Annotated in this window: 13 protein-coding genes and 1 other RNA gene; 3 read left to right on the top strand and 11 right to left on the bottom strand. The window is 60.8% G+C overall.

Going from position 1 to position 20,579, the window contains the following annotated elements:
* Positions 1-24: 24 nt before the first annotated feature.
* The 3 genes from icd to J4E00_RS12215 form a co-directional block, all read right to left on the bottom strand.
* On the bottom strand, positions 25-1,290 hold the full coding sequence (gene icd / locus J4E00_RS12205; RefSeq protein ID WP_208175422.1) for an NADP-dependent isocitrate dehydrogenase: 1,266 nt from the start codon (positions 1,288-1,290) through the stop codon (positions 25-27).
* Between the two features lie 135 nt (positions 1,291-1,425).
* On the bottom strand, positions 1,426-4,407 hold the full coding sequence (locus J4E00_RS12210) for a M16 family metallopeptidase (protein ID WP_317196615.1): 2,982 nt from the start codon (positions 4,405-4,407) through the stop codon (positions 1,426-1,428).
* Positions 4,408-4,843: 436 nt separating this feature from the next.
* Positions 4,844-6,952 carry a DNA polymerase III subunit gamma/tau gene (locus J4E00_RS12215; RefSeq protein ID WP_208175423.1) on the bottom strand — a complete coding sequence of 703 codons (2,109 nt, stop codon included), beginning with the start codon at positions 6,950-6,952 and terminating at the stop codon, positions 4,844-4,846.
* 333 nt (positions 6,953-7,285) lie between these two features.
* Between J4E00_RS12215 and ssrA the strand changes: the two genes are divergently transcribed.
* Positions 7,286-7,657: a transfer-messenger RNA gene (gene ssrA / locus J4E00_RS12220) on the top strand.
* Between the two features lie 439 nt (positions 7,658-8,096).
* The gene (locus tag J4E00_RS12225; protein ID WP_208175424.1) at positions 8,097-8,969 is read left to right on the top strand and encodes an EamA family transporter; all 873 of its coding nucleotides are present in this window, start codon (positions 8,097-8,099) and stop codon (positions 8,967-8,969) included.
* 117 nt (positions 8,970-9,086) lie between these two features.
* Here the strand turns inward: J4E00_RS12225 and J4E00_RS12230 are convergent, their stop codons facing one another.
* From J4E00_RS12230 to kdpF, 7 genes are all read right to left on the bottom strand, one after another.
* Complete coding sequence (locus J4E00_RS12230; RefSeq protein WP_208175425.1) at positions 9,087-10,883, bottom strand: ATP-binding protein; 1,797 nt, start codon at positions 10,881-10,883, stop codon at positions 9,087-9,089.
* 179 nt (positions 10,884-11,062) lie between these two features.
* Positions 11,063-12,232: a sensor protein KdpD gene (locus J4E00_RS12235; protein WP_208175426.1), complete on the bottom strand. Its 1,170-nt coding sequence runs from the start codon at positions 12,230-12,232 to the stop codon at positions 11,063-11,065.
* Between the two features lie 140 nt (positions 12,233-12,372).
* Positions 12,373-13,488 (bottom strand): porin, encoded by a 1,116-nt coding sequence (locus J4E00_RS12240; protein WP_208175427.1) that lies wholly within the window; start codon positions 13,486-13,488, stop codon positions 12,373-12,375.
* 99 nt (positions 13,489-13,587) lie between these two features.
* On the bottom strand, positions 13,588-14,148 hold the full coding sequence (gene kdpC / locus J4E00_RS12245) for a potassium-transporting ATPase subunit KdpC (protein WP_208175428.1): 561 nt from the start codon (positions 14,146-14,148) through the stop codon (positions 13,588-13,590).
* Positions 14,149-14,318: 170 nt separating this feature from the next.
* Positions 14,319-16,364 (bottom strand): potassium-transporting ATPase subunit KdpB, encoded by a 2,046-nt coding sequence (gene kdpB / locus J4E00_RS12250; RefSeq protein ID WP_208175429.1) that lies wholly within the window; start codon positions 16,362-16,364, stop codon positions 14,319-14,321.
* 167 nt (positions 16,365-16,531) lie between these two features.
* The gene (gene kdpA, locus J4E00_RS12255) at positions 16,532-18,232 is read right to left on the bottom strand and encodes a potassium-transporting ATPase subunit KdpA (protein WP_208175430.1); all 1,701 of its coding nucleotides are present in this window, start codon (positions 18,230-18,232) and stop codon (positions 16,532-16,534) included.
* Between the two features lie 63 nt (positions 18,233-18,295).
* Positions 18,296-18,376 (bottom strand): K(+)-transporting ATPase subunit F, encoded by an 81-nt coding sequence (gene kdpF / locus J4E00_RS30270; RefSeq protein WP_410779753.1) that lies wholly within the window; start codon positions 18,374-18,376, stop codon positions 18,296-18,298.
* 426 nt (positions 18,377-18,802) lie between these two features.
* Between kdpF and J4E00_RS12265 the strand changes: the two genes are divergently transcribed.
* On the top strand, positions 18,803-19,114 hold the full coding sequence (locus J4E00_RS12265) for a hypothetical protein (RefSeq protein ID WP_208175432.1): 312 nt from the start codon (positions 18,803-18,805) through the stop codon (positions 19,112-19,114).
* Positions 19,115-19,211: 97 nt separating this feature from the next.
* On the opposite strand, the gene J4E00_RS12270 is transcribed toward J4E00_RS12265, so the two are convergent.
* The gene (locus J4E00_RS12270) at positions 19,212-20,567 is read right to left on the bottom strand and encodes a sigma-54-dependent transcriptional regulator (protein WP_208175433.1); all 1,356 of its coding nucleotides are present in this window, start codon (positions 20,565-20,567) and stop codon (positions 19,212-19,214) included.
* Between the last annotated feature and the right edge of the window lie 12 nt (positions 20,568-20,579).

Genomic DNA, 20,579 nt, shown 5'->3' on the forward strand with positions numbered 1-20,579 from the left:
GGTGCTTAGGCAGCAGCCAAGCTACTACATATTCTTGATAATCTCCTGGCCGAATTCGCTCGTTTTGAGGAGGGTGGCGCCTTCCATCTGGCGTTCGAAGTCGTAGGTTACGCGCTTGCTGGCGATGGCGGCTTCGAGGCCTTTGTTGATGAGGGCGGCGGCTTCTTTCCAGCCCATGTACTCGAGCATCATCACGCCGGAGAGGATAACGGAACCGGGGTTCACCTTGTCCTGGTTGGCGTATTTGGGGGCCGTGCCGTGGGTGGCTTCGAAGATGGCGTGGCCGGTGAGGTAGTTGATGTTGGCGCCCGGTGCGATGCCGATGCCGCCCACGATGGCGGCCAGGGCGTCGGACACGTAGTCGCCGTTCAGGTTCAGGGTCGCGACCACCGAGTACTCGGCGGGGCGCAGCAGAATCTGTTGCAGGAAGGCATCAGCAATGCTGTCCTTGACGATGAGCTTGCCCTGCTCCACGGCTTGCTTCTGGAGGGCGTCGGCCACTTCCACGCCCTGCTTGGCCACGATTTTATCGTACTGGGCCCAGGTGAAGACCTTGGCGCCAAATTCCTTCTCGGCCAGCTCGTAGCCCCAGGTTTTGAAGGCGCCTTCGGTGAACTTCATGATGTTGCCCTTGTGCACGATGGTCACCGACGGCAGCTTGTTGTCGAGGGCGTACTTGATTGCGGCGCGCACGAGGCGCTCGGTGCCCTCCTTCGATACCGGCTTGATGCCGAACGAAGACGACTCAGGGAAACGGATTTTCTTCACGCCCATCTCGTCCTGCAGGAATTCGAGCATTTTCTGGGCCTGGGGCGTGCCATTCATGTACTCAATGCCGGCGTAGATGTCCTCCGTGTTTTCGCGGAAGATGACCATGTCGGTCAGTTCCGGGTGCTTCACGGGCGAGGGCACGCCGTCGTAGTAGCGCACGGGGCGCACGCAGGCGTAGAGGTCGAGTTCCTGGCGCAGGGCCACGTTGAGCGAGCGGATGCCGCCGCCCACGGGGGTGGTCAGCGGGCCTTTGATGCCCACGAGGTAATCGCGAAAGGCATCGAGGGTTTCGTTGGGCAGCCAGTTGTTGGTGGCTTTGTAGGCTTTCTCACCGGCCAATACCTCTTTCCACACGAGCTGCTTTTTGCCACCGTAGGCTTTCTCGACGGCAGCGTCGAAAACGAGTTTGGAAGCGCGCCAGATGTCCGGCCCCGTCCCGTCGCCCTCGATGAAGGGAATGGTGGGTTTATCCGGAACGGTCAGCTTGCCGTTTTTGATGGTGATTTTTTGCTCTGCCATGTGGGTCGTGTGTTGTATAAGTCTGTCATCCTGAGCGCAGCGAAGGACCTTATCGCGTCAGGCGTCGGGGGTAAAAATTCAGCTATGCGCAGGCGGGATAAGGGGCTTCGCTGCGCTCAGCATGACAATGGGCGGTTAGTACCCGAAAATCTCTTTCAGCGTGAGCTGCTGCACGGTGCCGTATTTGGCCAGCTCTTTAAAATTCAGCCGGTCCTTGGAGCCGATTACCAGAATGACCTGGTTCTGGCCGCGCACTTTGGCCAGCTGAAACTTCTTCAACTCGTCGAAAGTCATTTTCTGGGTGCTGGCGTACACGTCGCGGCGGATGTCGTAGTCCAGGCCGAGGCGCTTGGCTCGCTCGTAGCTCATCAGGATGTCGCCCTTGGTGATGCGCTCGGTACTGATGCTGTTGCGGATGGCGTTTTTAGCGATTTCCAGGTTGGCTTCGGCCACGGGCATGTCGGTGAGGAGGGCCTCCATGCCGGCCATGGCTTCGGGCAGCTTGTCGCTCTGCGTACCGATGTAGCTCAGGTTGTAGTTGGAGCGGCCCAGCTTATCGGCGTTGGAGTAGCCGGAGTAGGCTGAGTAAGCCAGTGCCTTGCTCTCGCGCAAATCCTGAAACACGATGCTGCCCATGCCGCCGCCGAAGTACTCGTTATAAAGCGCCACCGTCGGAGCCAGCTCTTTGCTATACAGGTCCCCCTTGGTCAGGAACAGAATTTCAGCCTGCACCATGTTGTAGTCCACCCAATAAACCTTCTTGTCTTTCAGCGGCTGCTCGGCAAAGTCTTTGGCCGCCGGGGCGGGCGTGAGCTTGGCGGGGGTGCGGTGCTCGGCTTTGAGTACGGTTACCGTTGCATCCTGGGCACGCGGTCCATAATACAATACCCGATGCTGGTACGACTCCAACTTCTTAATCAGGGTCGTGAGTTGCTCCGGCTTCAGCGCCTTCAGCTCTTTCTCGCTGAGGTTATTGGTGAAGGGGTTTTTCGGCCCGTACTTCACGTAGTTCACCATCGCCTGATTCAGAATCACGCGCTTTTCGAGCTTAGCATCCTGGCGCTGCTTGAGTACGCCGGCCACCATGTCTTTCAGGGCCACGGCGTCGGGCTTGGGCGCGTTCATCAGCTGTTCGAACAGCTTGAGTGCGGGCTCCAGGTTGGCGTCGAGGCCGTTGAGGGTGACGAAAATGCGGTCGGCGCCGCTGCTCACGTTGAAGGAGCAGCCCAGCTTGTAGAACTCCTGCTGCAGCTGCGCGGCGGTGTAGTTGCCGGTGCCAAGGTATTGCAGGTAGTCGGAAGCGAGGCTCCAGCGCGGGTCGTTGTTCTTGCCCAGGTCGAAGACGTAGGACAGGTTGAACAAGCCGTTTTCGGCGTTGTGCGTGTAGTACAGCGGCAGGCCGGGCTTGATTTCCGTTTCCTGAATGTCCTTTTTGTAGTCCACGAACACCGGCTGCAGCTCCGTGCTGGGCATGGCCGTGAGCTGCTTGTAGTAGGCCGAGGCCACGTCACGGTTGGCCGGTACGGGCGTGATGGCGGGCTTCACCACCTTCACCTTGTTGGGGTCCGTGCCGGTGCGCTTGAACACGGTCACGACGTTCGGGCCGTAGTTGTCGTTAGCAAATTTCACTATTTCAGCCTTCGTGATTTTGCCGAAATCGTCCTGCTGCTGCAGGTAGTCTTTCCAGTCGATGCGCTCGATAAAGGCCTCGTACATGGCACTGGCACGGGCCTCGTTGCTTTCGTAGCTCTTGGTGCGCGTCAGCTTCTCGTTATTGATGATGGCCGGAATCAGCCAATCGGGGAAGTTGCCGGCTTTCATCTTGGCCAGTTCGCCCAGCAGCAGCGTCTTCACCTCCTCCAGCTTCTGCCCTTGGCGCGGCGTGCCATAGATGACGTGCGTGGAGTAGTCGTCGTTCATGTCCGTGAACGAAGCGGCTTCCAGCACCTTCTGCTGCTGGTTCAGGTCGAGGTCGATGAGGCCGGCTTGGCCGTTGGTCAGGATTTTATCCAGCATGCGCAGGCGCACAGCATCCTTCGACGCTTTGCCCGGCAGGCGGTAGCCCAGCATCACATTTTCCGACTGCGGCCCGAGGATTTCCTTGGTAATTGGAGCGGCCAGGGGCTGCTCCACCGGCGCATTAAAGGCTGGCACCGGCTTGCTCGGCATGGCCCCGAAATACTTGTCGATGACCCGGATGGTCTGGTCGTAATCCAAGTCGCCGCTCAAGCACAGCGCCACGTTGTTCGGCACGTAGTACTGGCCGAAATACTTCTTAATCTCCGTAATGGACGGGTTTTGCAGGTGCTCAATCGTGCCGATGGTTGTCTGCGTGCCGTAGGGGTGCGTGGGATAGAGCGCGGCATTCAGCGCCTCAAACTCCTTATTGAAGTCGCTATCGAGTCCCCGGTTTTTCTCCTCATACACAGCCTCCAACTCGGTGTGGAACAGGCGCGGCACCATCTCGCGCAGCCGCTCGGCCTGGATGGCGGCCCACTTCTCCAGCTGGTTGCTGGGAATGTCTTCCTGGTACACTGTTTCCTCGTTCGAGGTGTGGGCATTGGAGCCTTTGGCCCCGATGGCGCCCATCACCTTGTCGTACTCATTCGGCACGGCATACTTAGCCGCCACGCCCGAAATTGAATCAATCTGGTGGTAGGTGCGCTTGCGGGCGGCGGGGTCGTTGCGCTGGCCGCGGTACACTTCGTACAGCGCCTCAATCTTGTCGAGCTCTACCTTCTCTTTGGCCCAGTCCTGCGTGCCCAGTTGCGATGTGCCTTTGAACACCATGTGTTCGAGGTAGTGAGCCAGGCCGGTGGCGGTAGCAGGGTCATTCTTGGAGCCCGCGCGCACGGCTAGGTAGGTCTGGATGCGCGGCGCGTCTTTGTAGTCAGACAAGTAGACGGTCAAGCCGTTGTCCAGCTTGTAGATGCGTACGCCCAGCGGGTCGCCGGGCACCGATTCGTAGCGGTATTCTTTGGGGGCAGCCGGAGTTGCGGCGGTAGCTGGCGCAGCAGGTACTGCTGAAGCTGTGCTGACCGGTTTACTTGATTGGCACTGAGTGGCAACACCTAATACTGCCAGGGCCGGAATCAACAGCAGAAAATTCTTTTTCACAGAAGGGCGCAGGCGGGAGCAGTATGGGGTTCAAAAAACAAAGGTAGCTGGGTGATAGAGGAATAAAAAACAAAATTTCGTCTTATCTTAGCAGATTGCCCCGCCCTCAAGCAAGACGTTTTCGCCTCGACTATACTTTCCCCAATCGTTTGCAGATTTTAGCAAACTGGGCCGGCGCTTTAACAGCGGCGCCCCGGTTTGCTTTTGCGCAGCTGTAAGGACGCGGTGAAAAGCGGCAGGTTGCAACACGGCGCGGACGTGGGTTCTTCCCTGCCCTCTCCTGATAGAAGGGAATCCTGGCGCTAAAGTGCGTAGTTCAACTTCCAGATGCTGAATATGAGCCTTCTATTGCTAAAAGGAGCTGATTCTATACCTGCGCGCACTTGGCGCGGGGCTGAGCCTCTTACTTAGTGCTCTCTACGCAGCAGAGCATCGATTAGAACTCGTTTTCCAGGCCCAGGCGCTGCTTGGCTTCGCGCAGGGCGGGAAACCGCTCGGCCAGGTACTCAAACTTGTCGGTTGACGTGTAGAGCTTTCGAGCGGTGGGGGCGGCGGCGGTTACGACGGGCTGCACGTTGAGACGGGGGTTTCCGGTGCGACGGCGCAGGTCGGCCAGGAATTCCACACGCATGTCGTTGAACTGGTCGACCTGGATGGGGTTGTCTACCGCTAGCTCAATAGTGTGCTCTTCGTTAGCAGTCACAGGTCGGTTCAGAACCCAGAATTCGCTCATACGGTCTTGGGCGCGACGCTCCTCGGCCAGCTCCTGCCACACACGCTGCAACACGGCGGGGTCGGTCGCGACAACCGGACCGCTGGTATACTGCGGCTCGACGGCAGCTGCAGTGGCGGCTTGGCTGGCAGCAGCCCGGGAGCTTAAATCCTTCAGGCTCGGGATTTTGCTGGTCAGGCTGGGGATTTTAGCAAAGGCGGCGGCTGGTGATGGGCGCGGCGCGGGCTCAATTCCTTCAAAGCTGGGCACCCCAATTTCGACGTGCGGCAGCGTGTCGCGCATCTGGTGGCGCTCGGTGATGGGGGCAGCCGGGTCGGCTTCGATGCTGGGCGTGTCGTGCAACTCCTCCACGCCGTTTTCAACAGGTAGCGGGTCGGGACCATCGGCCGGGGCCGGGCCGGTGGCAATGGGCGCGCCGGCCGGCATTGGCAACGGCGTGGGCGCAGCGGCCGGACGCGGAGTAGCCGTGTAGGGCGCAGCCGGCGACTCTGTAGCATAAGCAGCCGGCGCAGCATGCGAAACGGAAGCAACTGGCACCGCATGCGCTGAAAGAGCAGCAGCAGCAGCAGCCGCTACTGGCGGTGGTTGCACTGGGCTATTAATGGCGTTGCTACTTGGTGCGTAAGTAGTTGCAGGGGTTTCCACTGCACCATTCAGGCTACTAGTTTTTTTTTTAGCCTCGCCGTTAGCGGGACTGAGTTCGCGGACGAACTGCACGGCTCCGTTCAGGTAGGCCAGCTTCATCAGGGCCAGTTCGACGTGGAGGCGCTGGTTTTTGGCCTGCTTGAACTCGCGGTCGCACTGGCTGATGAGGTTGAGCGCAGAGAGCAGGAAGGCCAGCGGCGCGGCCTGGGCCTGCTGCACGTACTTCTGCTTGATGCCATCGGACACTTCCAGCAACTGCACGGTCACGGCATCTTTGCACACGAGCAGGCCGCGCAGGTGCTCGGCGGTGCCTACCACGAAGTTGTGCAGGTCGAAGCCGTTCTGCATCACCTCATCGAGCAGCAGCAACGCAGCCGAGAGATTTTCAGTGAGCAGGCTGTCGATGAGACGGAAGTAGTAATCGTAGTCGAGGATGTGCAGGTTTTGCACCACCTCTTTGTAAGTAAGGTTGTTGCCGCCGAAGGTCACCATCTGGTCGAACATCGACAGGGCATCGCGCAGGCCACCGTCGGCTTTCTGGGCCAGCAGGTGCAGGGCGTCGTCTTCGGCCGTGATGCCTTCCTGGTTGGCCACGTAGCGCAGGTGGCTTCGCATGTCCTCAACCCGGATGCGGCTGAAATCGAAAATCTGGCAGCGCGACAAGATGGTGGGGATAATCTTGTGGCGCTCGGTGGTGGCGAGGATAAATATGGCGTAGCTCGGCGGCTCCTCCAGCGTCTTCAGGAAGGCGTTGAAGGCCGCATTCGAGAGCATGTGCACCTCGTCGATGATGTAAATCTTGTACTTGCCAGCCTGCGGGGCGTAGCGCACCTGCTCCACCAGCGAGCGGATGTCTTCGACCGAGTTGTTGGAGGCGGCATCCAGCTCGTGCACGTTAAAAGAGGCGTTTTCCTGGAAGGCTACGCACGATGCGCAGGTGCCACAGGCCTCGGTTTCGGGGCTGAGGTTGGTGCAGTTGATGGTTTTGGCCAGAATGCGGGCGCAGGTGGTTTTGCCTACGCCGCGGGGGCCGCAAAACAGGAACGCCTGTGCCAGGTGGTGGCTCTGAATGGCGTTCTGCAGCGTGGTAGTGACGTGCTGCTGCCCCACCACGCTGCGAAACGTGACTGGACGGTACTTGCGGGCCGAAACGACGAAATTATCCATAAGTTCTATCTACAAAGTTACCCAGAAACGGGCGGCTTCGGAAGCGGGCAGAGGTGAGGTTTGGCTTATCCAAGCATTACCAGAAGGTCATGCTGAGCATAGCCGAAGCATCTCTGCCGCGTAAGTAATTCATTGCTTGTAACGAAGCAGTAGAGATGCTTCGACTACGCTCAGCATGACAGGTTTTATTATTCTACCCTTCCCTTCTACTCATCTACCTGAACACCAAAATGACAGGAAACCTTCCCTCAACTCCTATCGTTTCCCATCTACTGCGTACCTTCGCGGCCCGCTTAGCCTCAACCGTCACGCGGGACTCGTTCTTTACCATTTGGGGATGACCGGAATTGACAGCTTGCGCAAATTGCGGGTAAGCGTGCCAGGAGTTGATGGAAGCTCTCCTGTCAAAAAATCTATCAACAATCAACTGGCGACTATTCGTACGCCATGGCTGCCTAGTTCAGAATTAGGTAATGCCATCGTTCCGCCTGGGTAAGTTTCTACACCTGGGAGTTCGGAGCGTCGTAAGTAGAAAATAGCCTTCGAAGAGCTGTGATTCGGAGGCGAAACCCAACTGTAGCTAGGGGCGGTGCAAAGGCCTGATATGCGCCTGTACCGCCATGAAAATCCAAGCATAGATACGCACGTAGAAAGCACGTTGATTTCCTTGTCTGGACCAGGGTTCGAATCCCTGCATCTCCACTTTAAACCCCGTCTGCAGCATGTAGGCGGGGTTTTTCGGTTTCTAGAGAACCGGGAATAATGAGATTTATGACCAAATAGGTTAAAGTGGATAACCCCGTAAATCTGGCCCCTGCCTACTGCTAAATCATAACGCTACTGAGGTGAATGACCCGGTGTTGCTGGAATTTCGACTGCCGTTTATGACCGAGGGTATGGGAGTTCGACATAGCAGGACAAATTATTTGTGCACGGATAGTCGGCGCTAGGGCTCAGCGTGGGCTACGAGCGCGGCGAGGAAAGCAAAGACAAAACCCCAGCTCTCCCGCTTGCTCTTTTGCTCAGCCATTTGGGGCAGACAATTCAGGCCTGCCAAGCTGTTTGGAAATTTCCTGGCGCGTCATGTTGAACTCAACGAAGCATGACGTTTCGGTATGTTTGAGGGATTTTCTAACCAGCTGCTATGAATCATTCTACCCGTTTTTCGCTGCCGGCGGTACCCGCCGTGCTGCTTTCCATTGTGAGTGTGCAAGGCGGCGCGGCCATTGCCAAGGGCTTGTTTCCGCTACTAGGCCCGGCGGGGACTACGAGCCTGCGCATTGGCCTGTCGGCGCTAGTGCTGCTGGTAGTGGTGCGGCCGCGGCTGGGAAGTCTGGAGCCGGCGCAGTGGCGGGCCGTGGTCCCATACGGCCTGGCACTGGGCATCATGAACTTTTTGTTTTACTGCGCGCTGGCCCGCGTGCCGCTGGGCTTGGCCGTGACGCTGGAGTTTGTGGGACCGTTGGGGCTGGCGCTGGTGGGCTCGCGCCGCTGGGTGGATGTGGTGTGGGTGTTGCTGGCCGCAGCTGGTATTGCTCTCATTGCGCCGTGGCATGGCCAGGGCATCGATTTGCTCGGGCTGGCTTTTGCGCTGGCCGCTGGGGGGTGCTGGGCCGTGTATATTATACTGGGCCAGCGCACGGCGGCCGTGCTGCCGGGCCAGCAGGCCGTAGCCATCGGTATGCTGTTTGCGGCGGTGCCGGTGCTGCCATTCGGGGTAGCCAGCGGCAGCTTATTGCTGCTCACGCCTTATTTACTATTGCTGGGAGTGCTGCTGGCCGTGTTTTCCAGTGTGCTGCCTTTTTCGCTGGAAATGCAGGCCCTGCGTACGCTCCCCACGCGCACGTTCAGCATTCTGATGAGCCTGGAGCCGGTAGCCGCGGCGTTGTCCGGCTGGCTTCTGCTAGATGAGCGCCTGACGCTTGGCCAGTGGCTGGCCGTGGGCTTTATTGTAGTGGCAAGCGCTGGAGCCACGCTCACGGCCAGCCGAGCACAGCCAGCCGTGGCCAGCGAATGAGTCGCCAACACGAGCCCTGGAGCAGTTTTGCTTTTACAAGGCACTGCTTGGCCACAATGTAACCGGGCAATGACGACTGGTCGGACGGCTTTGCAGCCAGCCGCAAAAACGCTCTGGTCAGGCTACCACCGGCAGCGTGAAATGGAACGTGCTGCCGCTGCCCAGCTCACTTTCTACCCACAGCCGGCCGCCCTGCGTAGTGATGAACTCGCGGGCAATGCTCAGGCCCAAGCCGGAGCCGCCGCGGTAGCCGGTTTTGTCGGGCAGCTGGGCGAAGCGCTGGAATATCTTGTCGTGGTGCTCGGCCGCAATGCCGGGACCGCGGTCCTGCACACTCACCTGCACGAAAGCTCCAGCCACGGCCACCCGCACCGCGAGGGCCGCCCCTACCGGCGAATAGCGGATAGCATTGGCCAGCAGGTTGATGAGTACCCAGGTGGTTTTCTCCACGTCGGCGCGGGCTTCGGGTAGCTGAACGGACCGGTGAAGCTCGAGGCGAAGCTGTTTGTCGTCGAGCTGGGGCTGCACCGTAGAGGTAGCGAAATTCACTACGTCGGCAAGGTTTGTAGGTTGGACGTCGAGCTGAATGCCGGCCCCGGCGTCGAGGCGCGACACGTCGAGCAACTCGGCCACCATGCGCTGGAGGCGCTGGGTTTCCTGCCGGATGTAACCGGTGATGCGCTGGCGCTCGTCGGCGGGCAGGCGCTCATCCTGCAGCAGCTTGGTGTTGAGATTAATACTGGACAGCGGCGTTTTCAGTTCGTGCGAAACGGTGGCCAGGAAATTCGATTTTACCTGGTCGAGCTTCTTGAAATCGGACACGTTGCGCAGGGTAATTATCTGGCCGACGAATTCCGTTTTTTCGGTGGCTTCGTTGAAAGACACCAAATCCTGCACCGCAAGGCGGTAAAATGCTTCCTCGCCGCGCTGCGCAATGTGCAGCAGGGGCGCTTCGGCCACAGCGTTTTCACGGTTGGGGGCATCCAGCGGCTTCAGCATGGCCTGGAACAGGTCGTTTTCGAGGCGTACGGTGGCAGCGGGGCGGCCCAACAGCTTTTCAGCCGGCATGCCCAGCAGCTCACACAGCACCGGGTTGGCCAGCAGAATGTGGCGGCTCTCATCCAGCAACAACAGGCCTTCATCCAAGGTATTGACGATGCTGGCAGCGCGGTTGCGCTCAGTTATCAGCTCGGCGGCGGTGGAGGTGCGGTACTCGCGCAGCTGGCCCAGCATGCGGTTGAAGGCCCGCGCTACCTGCCCAAACTCGTCGTGGCTTTCCTGCGGAATACTGGCCGAGAAGTTGCGCTCGGTGGCATGGTCCAGCGCGGCGGTAAGCCTGCGCAGGGGCTGCACGGCGGCTTCGGGCACGCTGCCCACAAGGGCCAGGGCCAGCAGCACGGCGAGCGTGGCAAAGATGAGCAAGTTGCGGTTGGCCTGGTCGGCACGCTGGTTGGCGGCCTCGGTTTTGCGGTTGAGGGCATCGGTGTTCAGCGCCATCATCTGGTAGGTGAGGCCGCCCAGCCGGTACGGCTCCGCACTGATGCCCAGCGGACTGGTCTGCCCGGCTGCCACGGCGCGCTGCGCCTGCTGCTGGTGCTGCCGGAGCTGCTGCGTCAGGTTTTGCAGGTCATCGACCACCTGCTGCTCGCCGGGCTCGGTCACGTTGCGGGCCTCCTCGCGTAGCGCCGCCGTGAAGGCCGCGGTGCCCGCCGTATCGGCCAGCGGCTGCCGGGCCAGCTGGTCGAGGCTCCTGAGCATGCGCAGGCCCAGGTTCACGGAATATAGATTAGCCTTCAGGACGTCGCGCGAGCTGCGGTCGAGCTGGCGCAGGGAGTAGTACGCGTAGCCCCCGATGCTCAGCAGCAGCAGCAGCATGGCCAGGAAGCCAACGGTTATTTTGGTTTTGAGATTCATGGGGTTGTCGTTCTGGCGGGCGCCTCACTCCCCGGACCCCTCTTCAATGGATAGGGGGTGCCACGGCGGCGCGGGCAGCTTATTTGATTTTAGGGATGCAATGCGATTTCAAATCAACTGGTCCCCTTTCCATCGGAGAGGAGCCGGGGGGTGAGGCGCTCGCCAGAACGAGTCCTTTGCTAATACGTCACCAGATATACGTCCAAATCCTGGCCATCATCGGCTACGGCGCGCAGCAAATCCGACGTGACGCCGCGCCTTGTCAGCTGCTCCAATATGCCTTTTTCTTGGGTAATACCGCAGACCAGCAGTGTGGCGTTTTTTTCCTGCGCCACCCGTCGGATGGCGCCTACAATGTCGTCGTCCTTCACCCGCAAAATCTGGGCGCCGAGCTCGGTGGCCAGCTGTAAGTTATTGAGTAGATGCCGCTGCGTGGCCAGCCCGATGCGGTTGGCAGTTTCGCGGCCGGTTTGCACGTAGAGCACGTACCAGGCGGCGGCCGAGAACCGGTCGGCCAGGCGCGAAGTCTTGCGAATGATTTCCTTTGCAGCCTTGTCGTTGGAGTTGATGCAGGCCAGCAGGCGGTCGTCGTTGCGGCGTTGCGGAGCCACGGCGGGCGCGCCGCCGGCTTCGGATTCTACCTGGCGGCTCAGCAGCTGCGCCACTTCGCGCACCGCTAGCCGCCGCAACTGCAACAGGTTTTCGGCCTGGAAGAAGTTGGCCAGCGCGGTGGGCACCTTGGCCGGGTCGTAAATTTTGCCTTCCTCCAGCCGGGCGCGCAACTCGCCCACGGTCAGGTCCACGTTCACCACCTCGTCGGCGGCCTTCAGGAGCTGGTCGGGGATGCGCTCGGTCACGTCGGTGCCCGTGATGCGCAGCACCTGGTCGTGCAGGCTTTCGAGGTGCTGCACATTTACGGCCGTAATCACCGAAATACCTTGGCCCACGAGGTATTCCACATCCTGCCAGCGCTTTTCGTGGCGCGAGCCGGGCACGTTGCTGTGGGCCAACTCGTCCACAATCACCACCTGCGGCCGGCGCTGAATAATGGCTTCCAGGTCCATTTCTTCTACTGCATGTCCTTTGTAGAATAGCTGTTTTCGCGGCAGCAGCGGCACATTTCTCAACTCTGCTACGGTACCAGCCCGGCCGTGGGTTTCCACATAGCCTAGCAGCACATCCACACCGTGCTCGTGCAGGTCGTGGGCTTCCTGTAGCAGGCGGAACGTCTTGCCCACGCCGGCCGCCAGCCCCAGGTACACCTTGAGCGTGCCGCGCCGCCGCGCCTGCACCAAGCGCAGGAACCGCTCGGCGGAGGTATCGCGGGGGGCGTCAGAGGCGGAGTTCATGGGTTGGAAATGGATTAATAGCCCGTTATGCCGAACAGAGCCGGGGCCGCTCGCTGGCATAGTTGGCCGGTTGATTTACTGCTGCACGCGAGATGCCCCGGCTCTGCTCGGCATGATGTTCCTTTTGCCTTCAGACCCTGCTAAAACGACAGCGCAATGCTTGTCGTCACGTTGCCGTAGCTGCGGTTATCGGCGTTATCGCTGCGGGCAAACACGCCCTTCATGCCGTTCAGGTACCTGCCTTCGACTCGGAAAGCCACGTTGCTGCTGGGGAGGTAGTCGAGGTTTAGCGAGCCGCCGGCTACCCGAAAATTCTGGTCTAGCGCGCCGGGCATAATGCTGCGAATGATGATGCCACGCTCGGCGTAGTAGTACTCACCGCGTAGGGTGGCCGAGAATTTTTCTGCCAGTTTCTGCTTCACAAAAACTGACGCCGTGTGCCAGGTATCGTACTTCTCACGGGTCACGCTTTGCTGCTTGCCTACGTCGAACACCAGCGCCAGATTGGTACGCTCACTGGCAGCGTAAGTAATGTAGAAATCGTGGAAGTAGCGGCGACGGATGAGCGAGTCAGTGGGCTGCTCGTTGCCGTAGAAGGTGCTGCTGTTGATGAGGATTTTATCCGAAGGCTTCCACTGAATCTGGGTACCGAGGGCTTTGGCCTGGTTGGTTTCGCGGATGTTCTGCCAGCCGTTCAGCACTAGTCCGGTCAGGGTCAGCTTGGGACCCACTTCGTACGTGAAGCGGGCTCCTGACTCGTAGTAAGGCGAATTCTCGGCCGCGATGGAGCGCGTTAAGGTCCAGTTGTCCTTCGAAACAGCCGACTCGAACCCGATGTGCGAGCCGAAAATGCCCATGTCCAACCAAGCTTTGGCGAAGGGCCGGAAGCCGGCGTAGGCCTCGTACACGTGCCGCAGCACGGGGTCCTCATTGGCGTAGTTGGCCGATACGTAGGTGCCCGCGTGCAGGCCCAGCGCGCCGCGCACCTTGCCATCGTCGTAGCGCAGGCCAATGAGGGCCTGGTTGATGGTGAATTCGTTTTGGCGGCCGTGCGAGTAGAGGAACGGCTGCCGGTCGTTGCCGTTGGCATGCTTGAAATCGTAGCCGTAATAGCCATCCACGAAACCGTAGGTGGTGAGCGGACCGGGCGCGGGCGTGGCCGGCGCGGCTAAGGCCGGGTCGGTGGTGGGGGTAGTTTGGGCGAGGACGGCACTCGTGCTCAGGGCAACGAGGGCGGGCACTAAAAGATTTTTCATGGAAAGCTAGTCGGCTCCGGGCGCGACAAAAGAGAAGAGAGAAAGACGTGCACCGCAGGCGATGGAGCGTCCATTAAATGGGATATTCCGACAAACCTATTACCGCCCAGCTAAAGCATCGAGCGCCAGGTTCAATTTGAGCACGTTCACGTGGTCGGGGCCGAGGGTGCCGGGCTCGATTTGCTGGCGCACCAGCGCTTCCACGCGGGCAGCATCAAGCTGACGGGCGCGGGCCACGCGGGGCACCTGCACCAGCGCGCCGGCCGGCGAAAGGTGCGGGTCGAGGCCCGAGCCGCTGGCCGTAATCAGCTCAGCGGGTACGTCGGCGGCTTTCACGCCGGGGTTTTGCAGCAGGAAGGTGTCGAGGCGAGCCTTCACCACGGCCAGGTACTCGGGGTTGCTGGGGCCCTTGTTGGAGCCGCTGCTGGCGTCGGCGTGGTAGTCGGCGGCCGAGGGGCGGGAGTTGAAATATTCGGGCTTGTCGAATTTCTGGCCCACGTTGGCGAAGCCCACCACGCGGCCGTTTTTAGCAATCTGGACGCCCTCGCCGTGGCCGGGCGCAAGTTGTGCGGCAGCCCACACCAAGGCAGGATACAGCACGCAGCACAGTACCATCATGGCGAGGGTGAGGCGGAGGGCGGAAAAGAGTTGGAATTTCATGGGTTGGGTTTGCTTGATGGCGCGGGGGGTTGCCCCGTGCCGATTATTAGCAGGCCTCTGGCCTGCGGCGCGTGAACGGCTTGCGCTGGATTCGTTCAGAAAATCGTTCCAGGGTGCGGGCCGGAGGCCCGCGAATAGGTGGCACGGGGCACAGCCCCGCGCCATCGTTCTTACAAAAATGCCCCCACCAATAAGTCAATAATTTTGATGCCGATGAAGGGCACCACCACCCCGCCGAGGCCATAAATGAGCAGGTTGCGGCGCAGTAACGCTGAGGCGCCCACTGGCTTGTAGGCCACGCCTTTCAGTGCCAACGGCACCAGGGCAGGGATGATGATGGCGTTGAAAATCACGGCCGAGAGGATGGCCGACTGCGGCGACTTGAGGCCCATGATGTTGAGGGCGCCCAGGGCCGGGATGGCCACCATGAACAGCGCGGGCACGATGGCGAAGTATTTGGCCACGTCGTTGGCAATGCTGAACGTGGTGAGCGTGCCGCGCGTCATGAGCAACTGCTTGCCGATTTCGACTACTTCAATGAGCTTGGTGGGGTCGTTGTCGAGGTCCACCATGTTGCCGGCTTCTTTGGCGGCCTGGGTGCCCGAGTTCATAGCGACTCCCACGTCGGCCTGGGCCAGGGCGGGCGCGTCATTGGTGCCGTCGCCCATCATGGCCACCAGCTTGCCCTGCTGCTGCTCGGCGCGGATGTACTGCATCTTGTCCTCGGGCTTGGCCTCAGCGATGAAGTCATCCACGCCGGCTTTTTCGGCGATAAATTTGGCGGTGAGCGGGTTGTCGCCGGTCACCATCACGGTTTTAATGCCCATGGCGCGCAGTCGTGCAAACCGCTCCTGAATACCGGGCTTGATGATATCCTGCAGCTCCACCACGCCCAATACCCGGTCGTTTTCGCTCACCACGAGCGGGGTGCCGCCGTTGCTGGCCACCGTTTTCACGCGGTCGGCCACGTCGTTGTGGTAGGTTTGGCCGGCCTGTTCGGCCAGCTTGCGGATGGCATCGGCCGCGCCCTTGCGGATGCGGGCGCCGCTGGCCAGCGTCACGCCGGAGCTGCGGGTTTCGGCCGTGAACTTGATGAGCTCGGCGCCATTCAGCCGGCTTTGCAGCTGCGCAGGGTCCACTTTGTTGTCGCGGGCCAGCTCCACGATACTCTTGCCCTCGGGGGTTTCATCGGTGAGGGAGCTCACGGTGGCCTGCTCGATGAATTCCTGCATGGGCACGCCCGGCGCGGGCCAGAAGTGCGTGGCCTTGCGGTTACCGATGGTGATGGTGCCGGTTTTGTCGAGCAGCAGCACGTCGATGTCGCCGGCAGTTTCCACGGCTTTGCCGCTCTTGGTTATGACGTTGGCCCGCAGCGCTCGGTCCATGCCCGCAATGCCGATGGCTGAGAGCAGCCCGCCAATAGTGGTCGGAATCAGGCACACGAACAGCGCAATAAACGAAGCCACCGCAATGGGCGTGTGCGAGTACGCGGCGAAGGGCTGCAAGGTCACGCACACAATCACGAACACCAGCGTGAAGCCCGCCAGCAAGATGGTAAGGGCAATTTCATTTGGCGTTTTCTGCCGCGAAGCCCCCTCCACCAGCGCAATCATCTTGTCGAGAAACGACTCGCCGGGGGCCGTAGTCACCTGCACCACGATGCGGTCACTCAGTACCTTGGTGCCACCCGTCACGCTCGATTTATCGCCGCCCGCCTCCCGAATCACGGGGGCCGACTCGCCGGTAATGGCCGACTCGTCGATGGTAGCCAGCCCTTCAATAATCTCGCCGTCGGTGGGAATAATCTCCCCGGCTTCGACCACGAAAACCTGCCCCTTCTGCAATTGGGCTGACGAAACGGCCTGCATCTGGCCGTTGTCGAGGCGCACGTTGGCGGGCGTGTCCTGGCGGGTTTTGCGGAGTGAATCGGCCTGGGCCTTGCCCCGCGCCTCGGCAATGGCTTCGGCAAAATTGGCAAAGAGCAAGGTCAGAAACAGCACCACGAACACCGTGAAATTGTAGCCGAAGCTGCCCTGCGCCGCATCGGGCTTCAGCAGCAGGCCGATGGTGACGAAGAACATCACCACCGTGCCGATTTCCACGGTGAACATCACCGGGTTGCGGAACATGGTACGCGGGTCGAGCTTGACGAAGGCTTGGCCGACGGCTTCGCGGACCAGCGCGGGTTGAAAGAGGGATTGGGATTGGGTTGCCATTGTTGTTCGAAGGATGGCGCGGGGCTCTGCCCCGTGCTGATTATGGGCAGGCCTCCGGCCTGCGGGCGCGTGAACGGCTCGCGTTTAAATCGTTCTCAGAATCGTGCTGACAGCGCGGGCCAGAGGCCCGCTAGCAGTCCGCACGGGGCAAAGCCCCGCGCGATACTTTAGTACAGCGTAAAATGCTCGGCCAGCGGGCCCAGCGCCAGGGCCGGGAAGAAGGCCAGCGCGGCGATAATCCAAATCACGAAGAAGACCATCACGCCGAAGGTGGCGGTATCGACGCGCAGGGTGCCGGCGCTTTCGGGGATGAATTTCTTGCGGGCCAGCAGCCCGGCAATGGCCACCGGGCCGATGATGGGCAGGTAGCGCGCCAGCACCATCACGATGCCGGTGCTGATGTTCCACCACGGCGTGTTGTCGCCGAGGCCCTCGAAACCGGAGCCGTTGTTGGCAGCCGAGGAGGTGAATTCGTAGAGCATTTCGGAGAAGCCGTGGTAGCCGGGGTTAGCCAGCCAGCCGGCGTACTCGGTGGGGTTGCCGGCGTAGAGGTGGGCCGACAGGGCCGTGCCCGTGAGGATGAGCAGCGGGTGCAGCAGCGCCACGATGATGGCAATTTTCATCTCCCGCGCCTCAATCTTTTTGCCCATGAATTCCGGGGTGCGCCCCACCATCAACCCCGAGATAAATACAGCGATGATGACAAACACGAAGAAGTTGAGAAAGCCCACGCCCACGCCGCCATAGAAGGCGTTGGTCATCATGCCCAGCAGCTCGGCCATGCCCGAAATGGGCATGTGCGAGTCGTGCATGGAGTTCACCGAGCCGCAGGAAATCACGGTGTTGGTGATGCCCCAGTAGGCCGAGGCCGCCGCGCCCAGGCGCACTTCCTTGCCTTCCATGGCGCCCAGGCGCTGGTCGGCGCCCATCTGCGCGATGGCGGGGTTGCCGTGCATTTCATAGTATACCGTGGGCGCCAGCAGCATCAGGAAGCCCACCGTCATCACCCCGAATACCATGTAGGAAAGTTTGGGGCGCTTCAGGTAGTAGCCAAAGGCAAATACCATGGCTAGCGGAATGAGCACCAGCGCAAAGTTCTCGACGGCGTTGGTGAGGTAGGTGGGGTTTTCGAGCGGGTGTGCCGAGTTGGCCCCGAAAAAGCCGCCGCCGTTGGTGCCCAGTTCCTTGATGGCAATCATGGCGGCGGCCGGGCCGCGGCTCACGTTCACCGAGTCGCCCTGTACCGTCACGATGGGGGCTTTACCGGCCCAGTTCATGGGCGTGCCCTGGAACACCAGCACCAGCGCCACCACCGTGGCAATGGGCAGCAGCACGCGGGTGATGCTCTTCACGAAATAGGCGTAAAAGTTGCCTAGCTTCTCGGTGGTGCCTTCTTTGAGGGCGTTGAAGACGACCACGCAGGCAGCCATGCCGGTGGCGGCCGTCACGAATTGCAGGAAGGTAACGGCAAACAGCTGCGAGAAATACGTCGCGCCCGACTCGCCCGAGTAGTGCTGCAGGTTGCAGTTCACCAAGAAGGAAATGGCCGTGTTGAAGGCCTGGTCGGGCGTCATCGAGGGGTTGCCGTCGGGGTTGAGCGGCAGCAGGCCCTGGGTGCAAAACACGAACATGGCCCAGATAAACCACGCCAGGTTGATGGTGAGCAGGGCCACCAGGTGCTGCTGCCAGGTCATGCTGCGGTTGGCGTCGATGCCGCCGGCGCGGAACAGCAGGCGCTCCAGCGGTGCCAGGAAATCGGTCCAGCTTTTGTCGCCGCGGTAAATCGTGGCCAGATAGCGGCCCAGCGGCAGCGCCAGCAGCACCGTGCTGCCGAAGATGACGAGGATGCCGAGAAGTTCTTTGTTCATAAGTATTGGGGGTGATAACTGTCCGTCATATCTCAGCTGCGCTCGATATGACGGGCCTTCAAATCAAAATTTCTCCGGTTTCAGTAGCACGTAGCAGAGGTAGCCGAACGTGGCGAGGGAGAGGAAAAGCAGGGCGAGCATCATGGCGATGGCGGGGTTAAATGTTGTCGAAAAAATCGACCGATTTGTAGAAGAGCCAGAAGGCACCGAGGCCGGCGACGTAGAGGACCGGAATCATGAGGGCAGCAGCCATAAGAGTCAGGAGGAACGGGTGAATGATTGGGTGTGCCAGCCCTAGGGCAAACCCTGACCCCAAGGACCACAGCGCACTGATATCAGGAATCAACCCGCTGACTATGAATGAGAATAATTTCTATTCGCCTCTTTCCTATCGCACTAGCAGTAGCCAGACCCTAGCGTTTCGCTAGTCCGGTTTGCAAAACGCTAGGGCGCGGCAATGCCGGGAAGCCGCTCCAGAGTGCGGCAGCGGCATTCGGGCCGCATTGGCCCCGCGTTGGCATTTGGCAAAGGGTCTCAACCTGCTCGGTGGAGCCTTTTCCCGATTCCCTTATGCCCGATTTACTTGCCGAGATTACCCAAGCGGCCAAAGCTTACTACAAGCAGGCCGCCACTTTCCCCCTCACCGCCACCGACTTCTACGACTGGCTGGATGCGCTGCCGCCTACCCACCGCACCAACGTGCTGGCTCGCGGCTTCGCCGCTAGCCAGGCCGAGCCGGAATTCTTACGCTTCTGCCTCGAATGGCGCGGCTACAATTGCCGAGAATTCATGGCCAGCCAGCTTTCCGTAGCCGCCTTCGACTTGTGGACCAGCAACGGCGAGTTCAACGGCGACCTACCGCCGCACGGCATCAGCCGCTAGGCCCGAGTACCCCGAAGCTGCGCTTCGGCCCAGGCGAACGACGTTCAACGATTCCCACCCAGCCAAAGCCCAGCTTCGGGGTACTCGCGCCTGATTGCTACAACCCGTATTCCTGAATTTTGCGGTAGAGCGTGGTGTGGGCCACGCCCAGCACGCGGGCCGCTTCGGCCTTGTTGCCGCCGCATTCCAGCAAAATGCGCTGTACGTGCTGCTTTTCCACGTTGCGCAGGGTGCGCGGGTCGTCGGACATGGGGCTGTCGGGCGCGGCGGCCAGCTGAATTTCGATGGGCAGGTCTTCCACCGCCAGCGGCTGGTTGGGCGGCGTGAGGATGGAGGCGCGCTCCAGCACGTTCTTCAGCTCGCGCACATTGCCGGGCCAATTGTAGCTTTCCAGCGCGCGCAGCGCTTCAGGGCCGATGACGAGGGCGCGCTGGCGCAGCTTCACGGCAAATTGCTGGGCAAAAAACTGCACCAATGCCGGCACGTCGGCCCGGCGCGCGCTAAGGGCCGGCACTGGAATAACTACCACCGAGAGGCGGTAGTACAGGTCGGGGCGGAAGTGGCCGGCGTCGGCTTCCTGGCGCAGGTTGCGGTTGGTAGCGGCCACCAGGCGGACGTTCACGCGGGTGGGTTTCGAATCGCCAAGCTTGATGAACTCCTGGGTTTCGAGGGCGCGCAGCAGCTTGGCCTGGGCGCCGGCTTCCAACTCTCCAATCTCGTCCAGAAACAGGGTGCCGCCGCTGGCTTCCTCAAACTGCCCTTTCTTGTCCATCATGGCTCCGGTGAAGGCGCCCTTCTTGTAGCCAAACAGCTCCGATTCGAGCAAGTCCTTCGGGAAGGCGCTGCAATTGACGGCCACAAACGGCTTGCTGCGGCGCGGGCTGCCCTGATGAATGGCCTGAGCAAACAGCTCCTTGCCCGCGCCGGTGGGCCCTTCCAACAGCACGGTGGCCTCGGTGAGGGCTACTTGCTGAGCAGTCCTCTTGGCCTGCTCCAAGGCCGGCGCGTGCCCAATCATCGAGTCGAAGCTGTATTGCACGCCGACCTTCTTCTCCAAATCGGCCACGCGGCGCTGCAGGCGGGCTTTTTCGGCGGCGCGCGCCACGACTACCACTAATTGGTCGTCGGCATCACCCTTGGTGAGGTAGTCGAAGGCGCCTTCCTTCATGGCGCGCACGCCGTCGGCAATGGTGCCGTAGGCCGTCATCAGCACCACCTCGGCCAGGGGCGCGAGGGTTTTGTAGCGCGGCAGCAGGTCGAGGCCGCGCCCGTCGGGCAGTTTCACGTCGCTCAGCACAACGAGGGTTTCGGCGGCGTAGTCGCGCAGGGTTTCGAGGCCGCGCATGGCATCGGGGGCCTGGCGCACGGTGTAGCCTTCCAGCTCCAGAGTGCGAGCCACGGCTTGGCGCAGCATGGCTTCGTCGTCGATGAGCAAGATGGTGCCGGTGGGCATGGGGCAGGGAAT

Origin of the sequence: Hymenobacter negativus (assembly GCF_017571495.1) — a bacterium.
GTDB classification, from domain to species: domain Bacteria; phylum Bacteroidota; class Bacteroidia; order Cytophagales; family Hymenobacteraceae; genus Hymenobacter; species Hymenobacter negativus.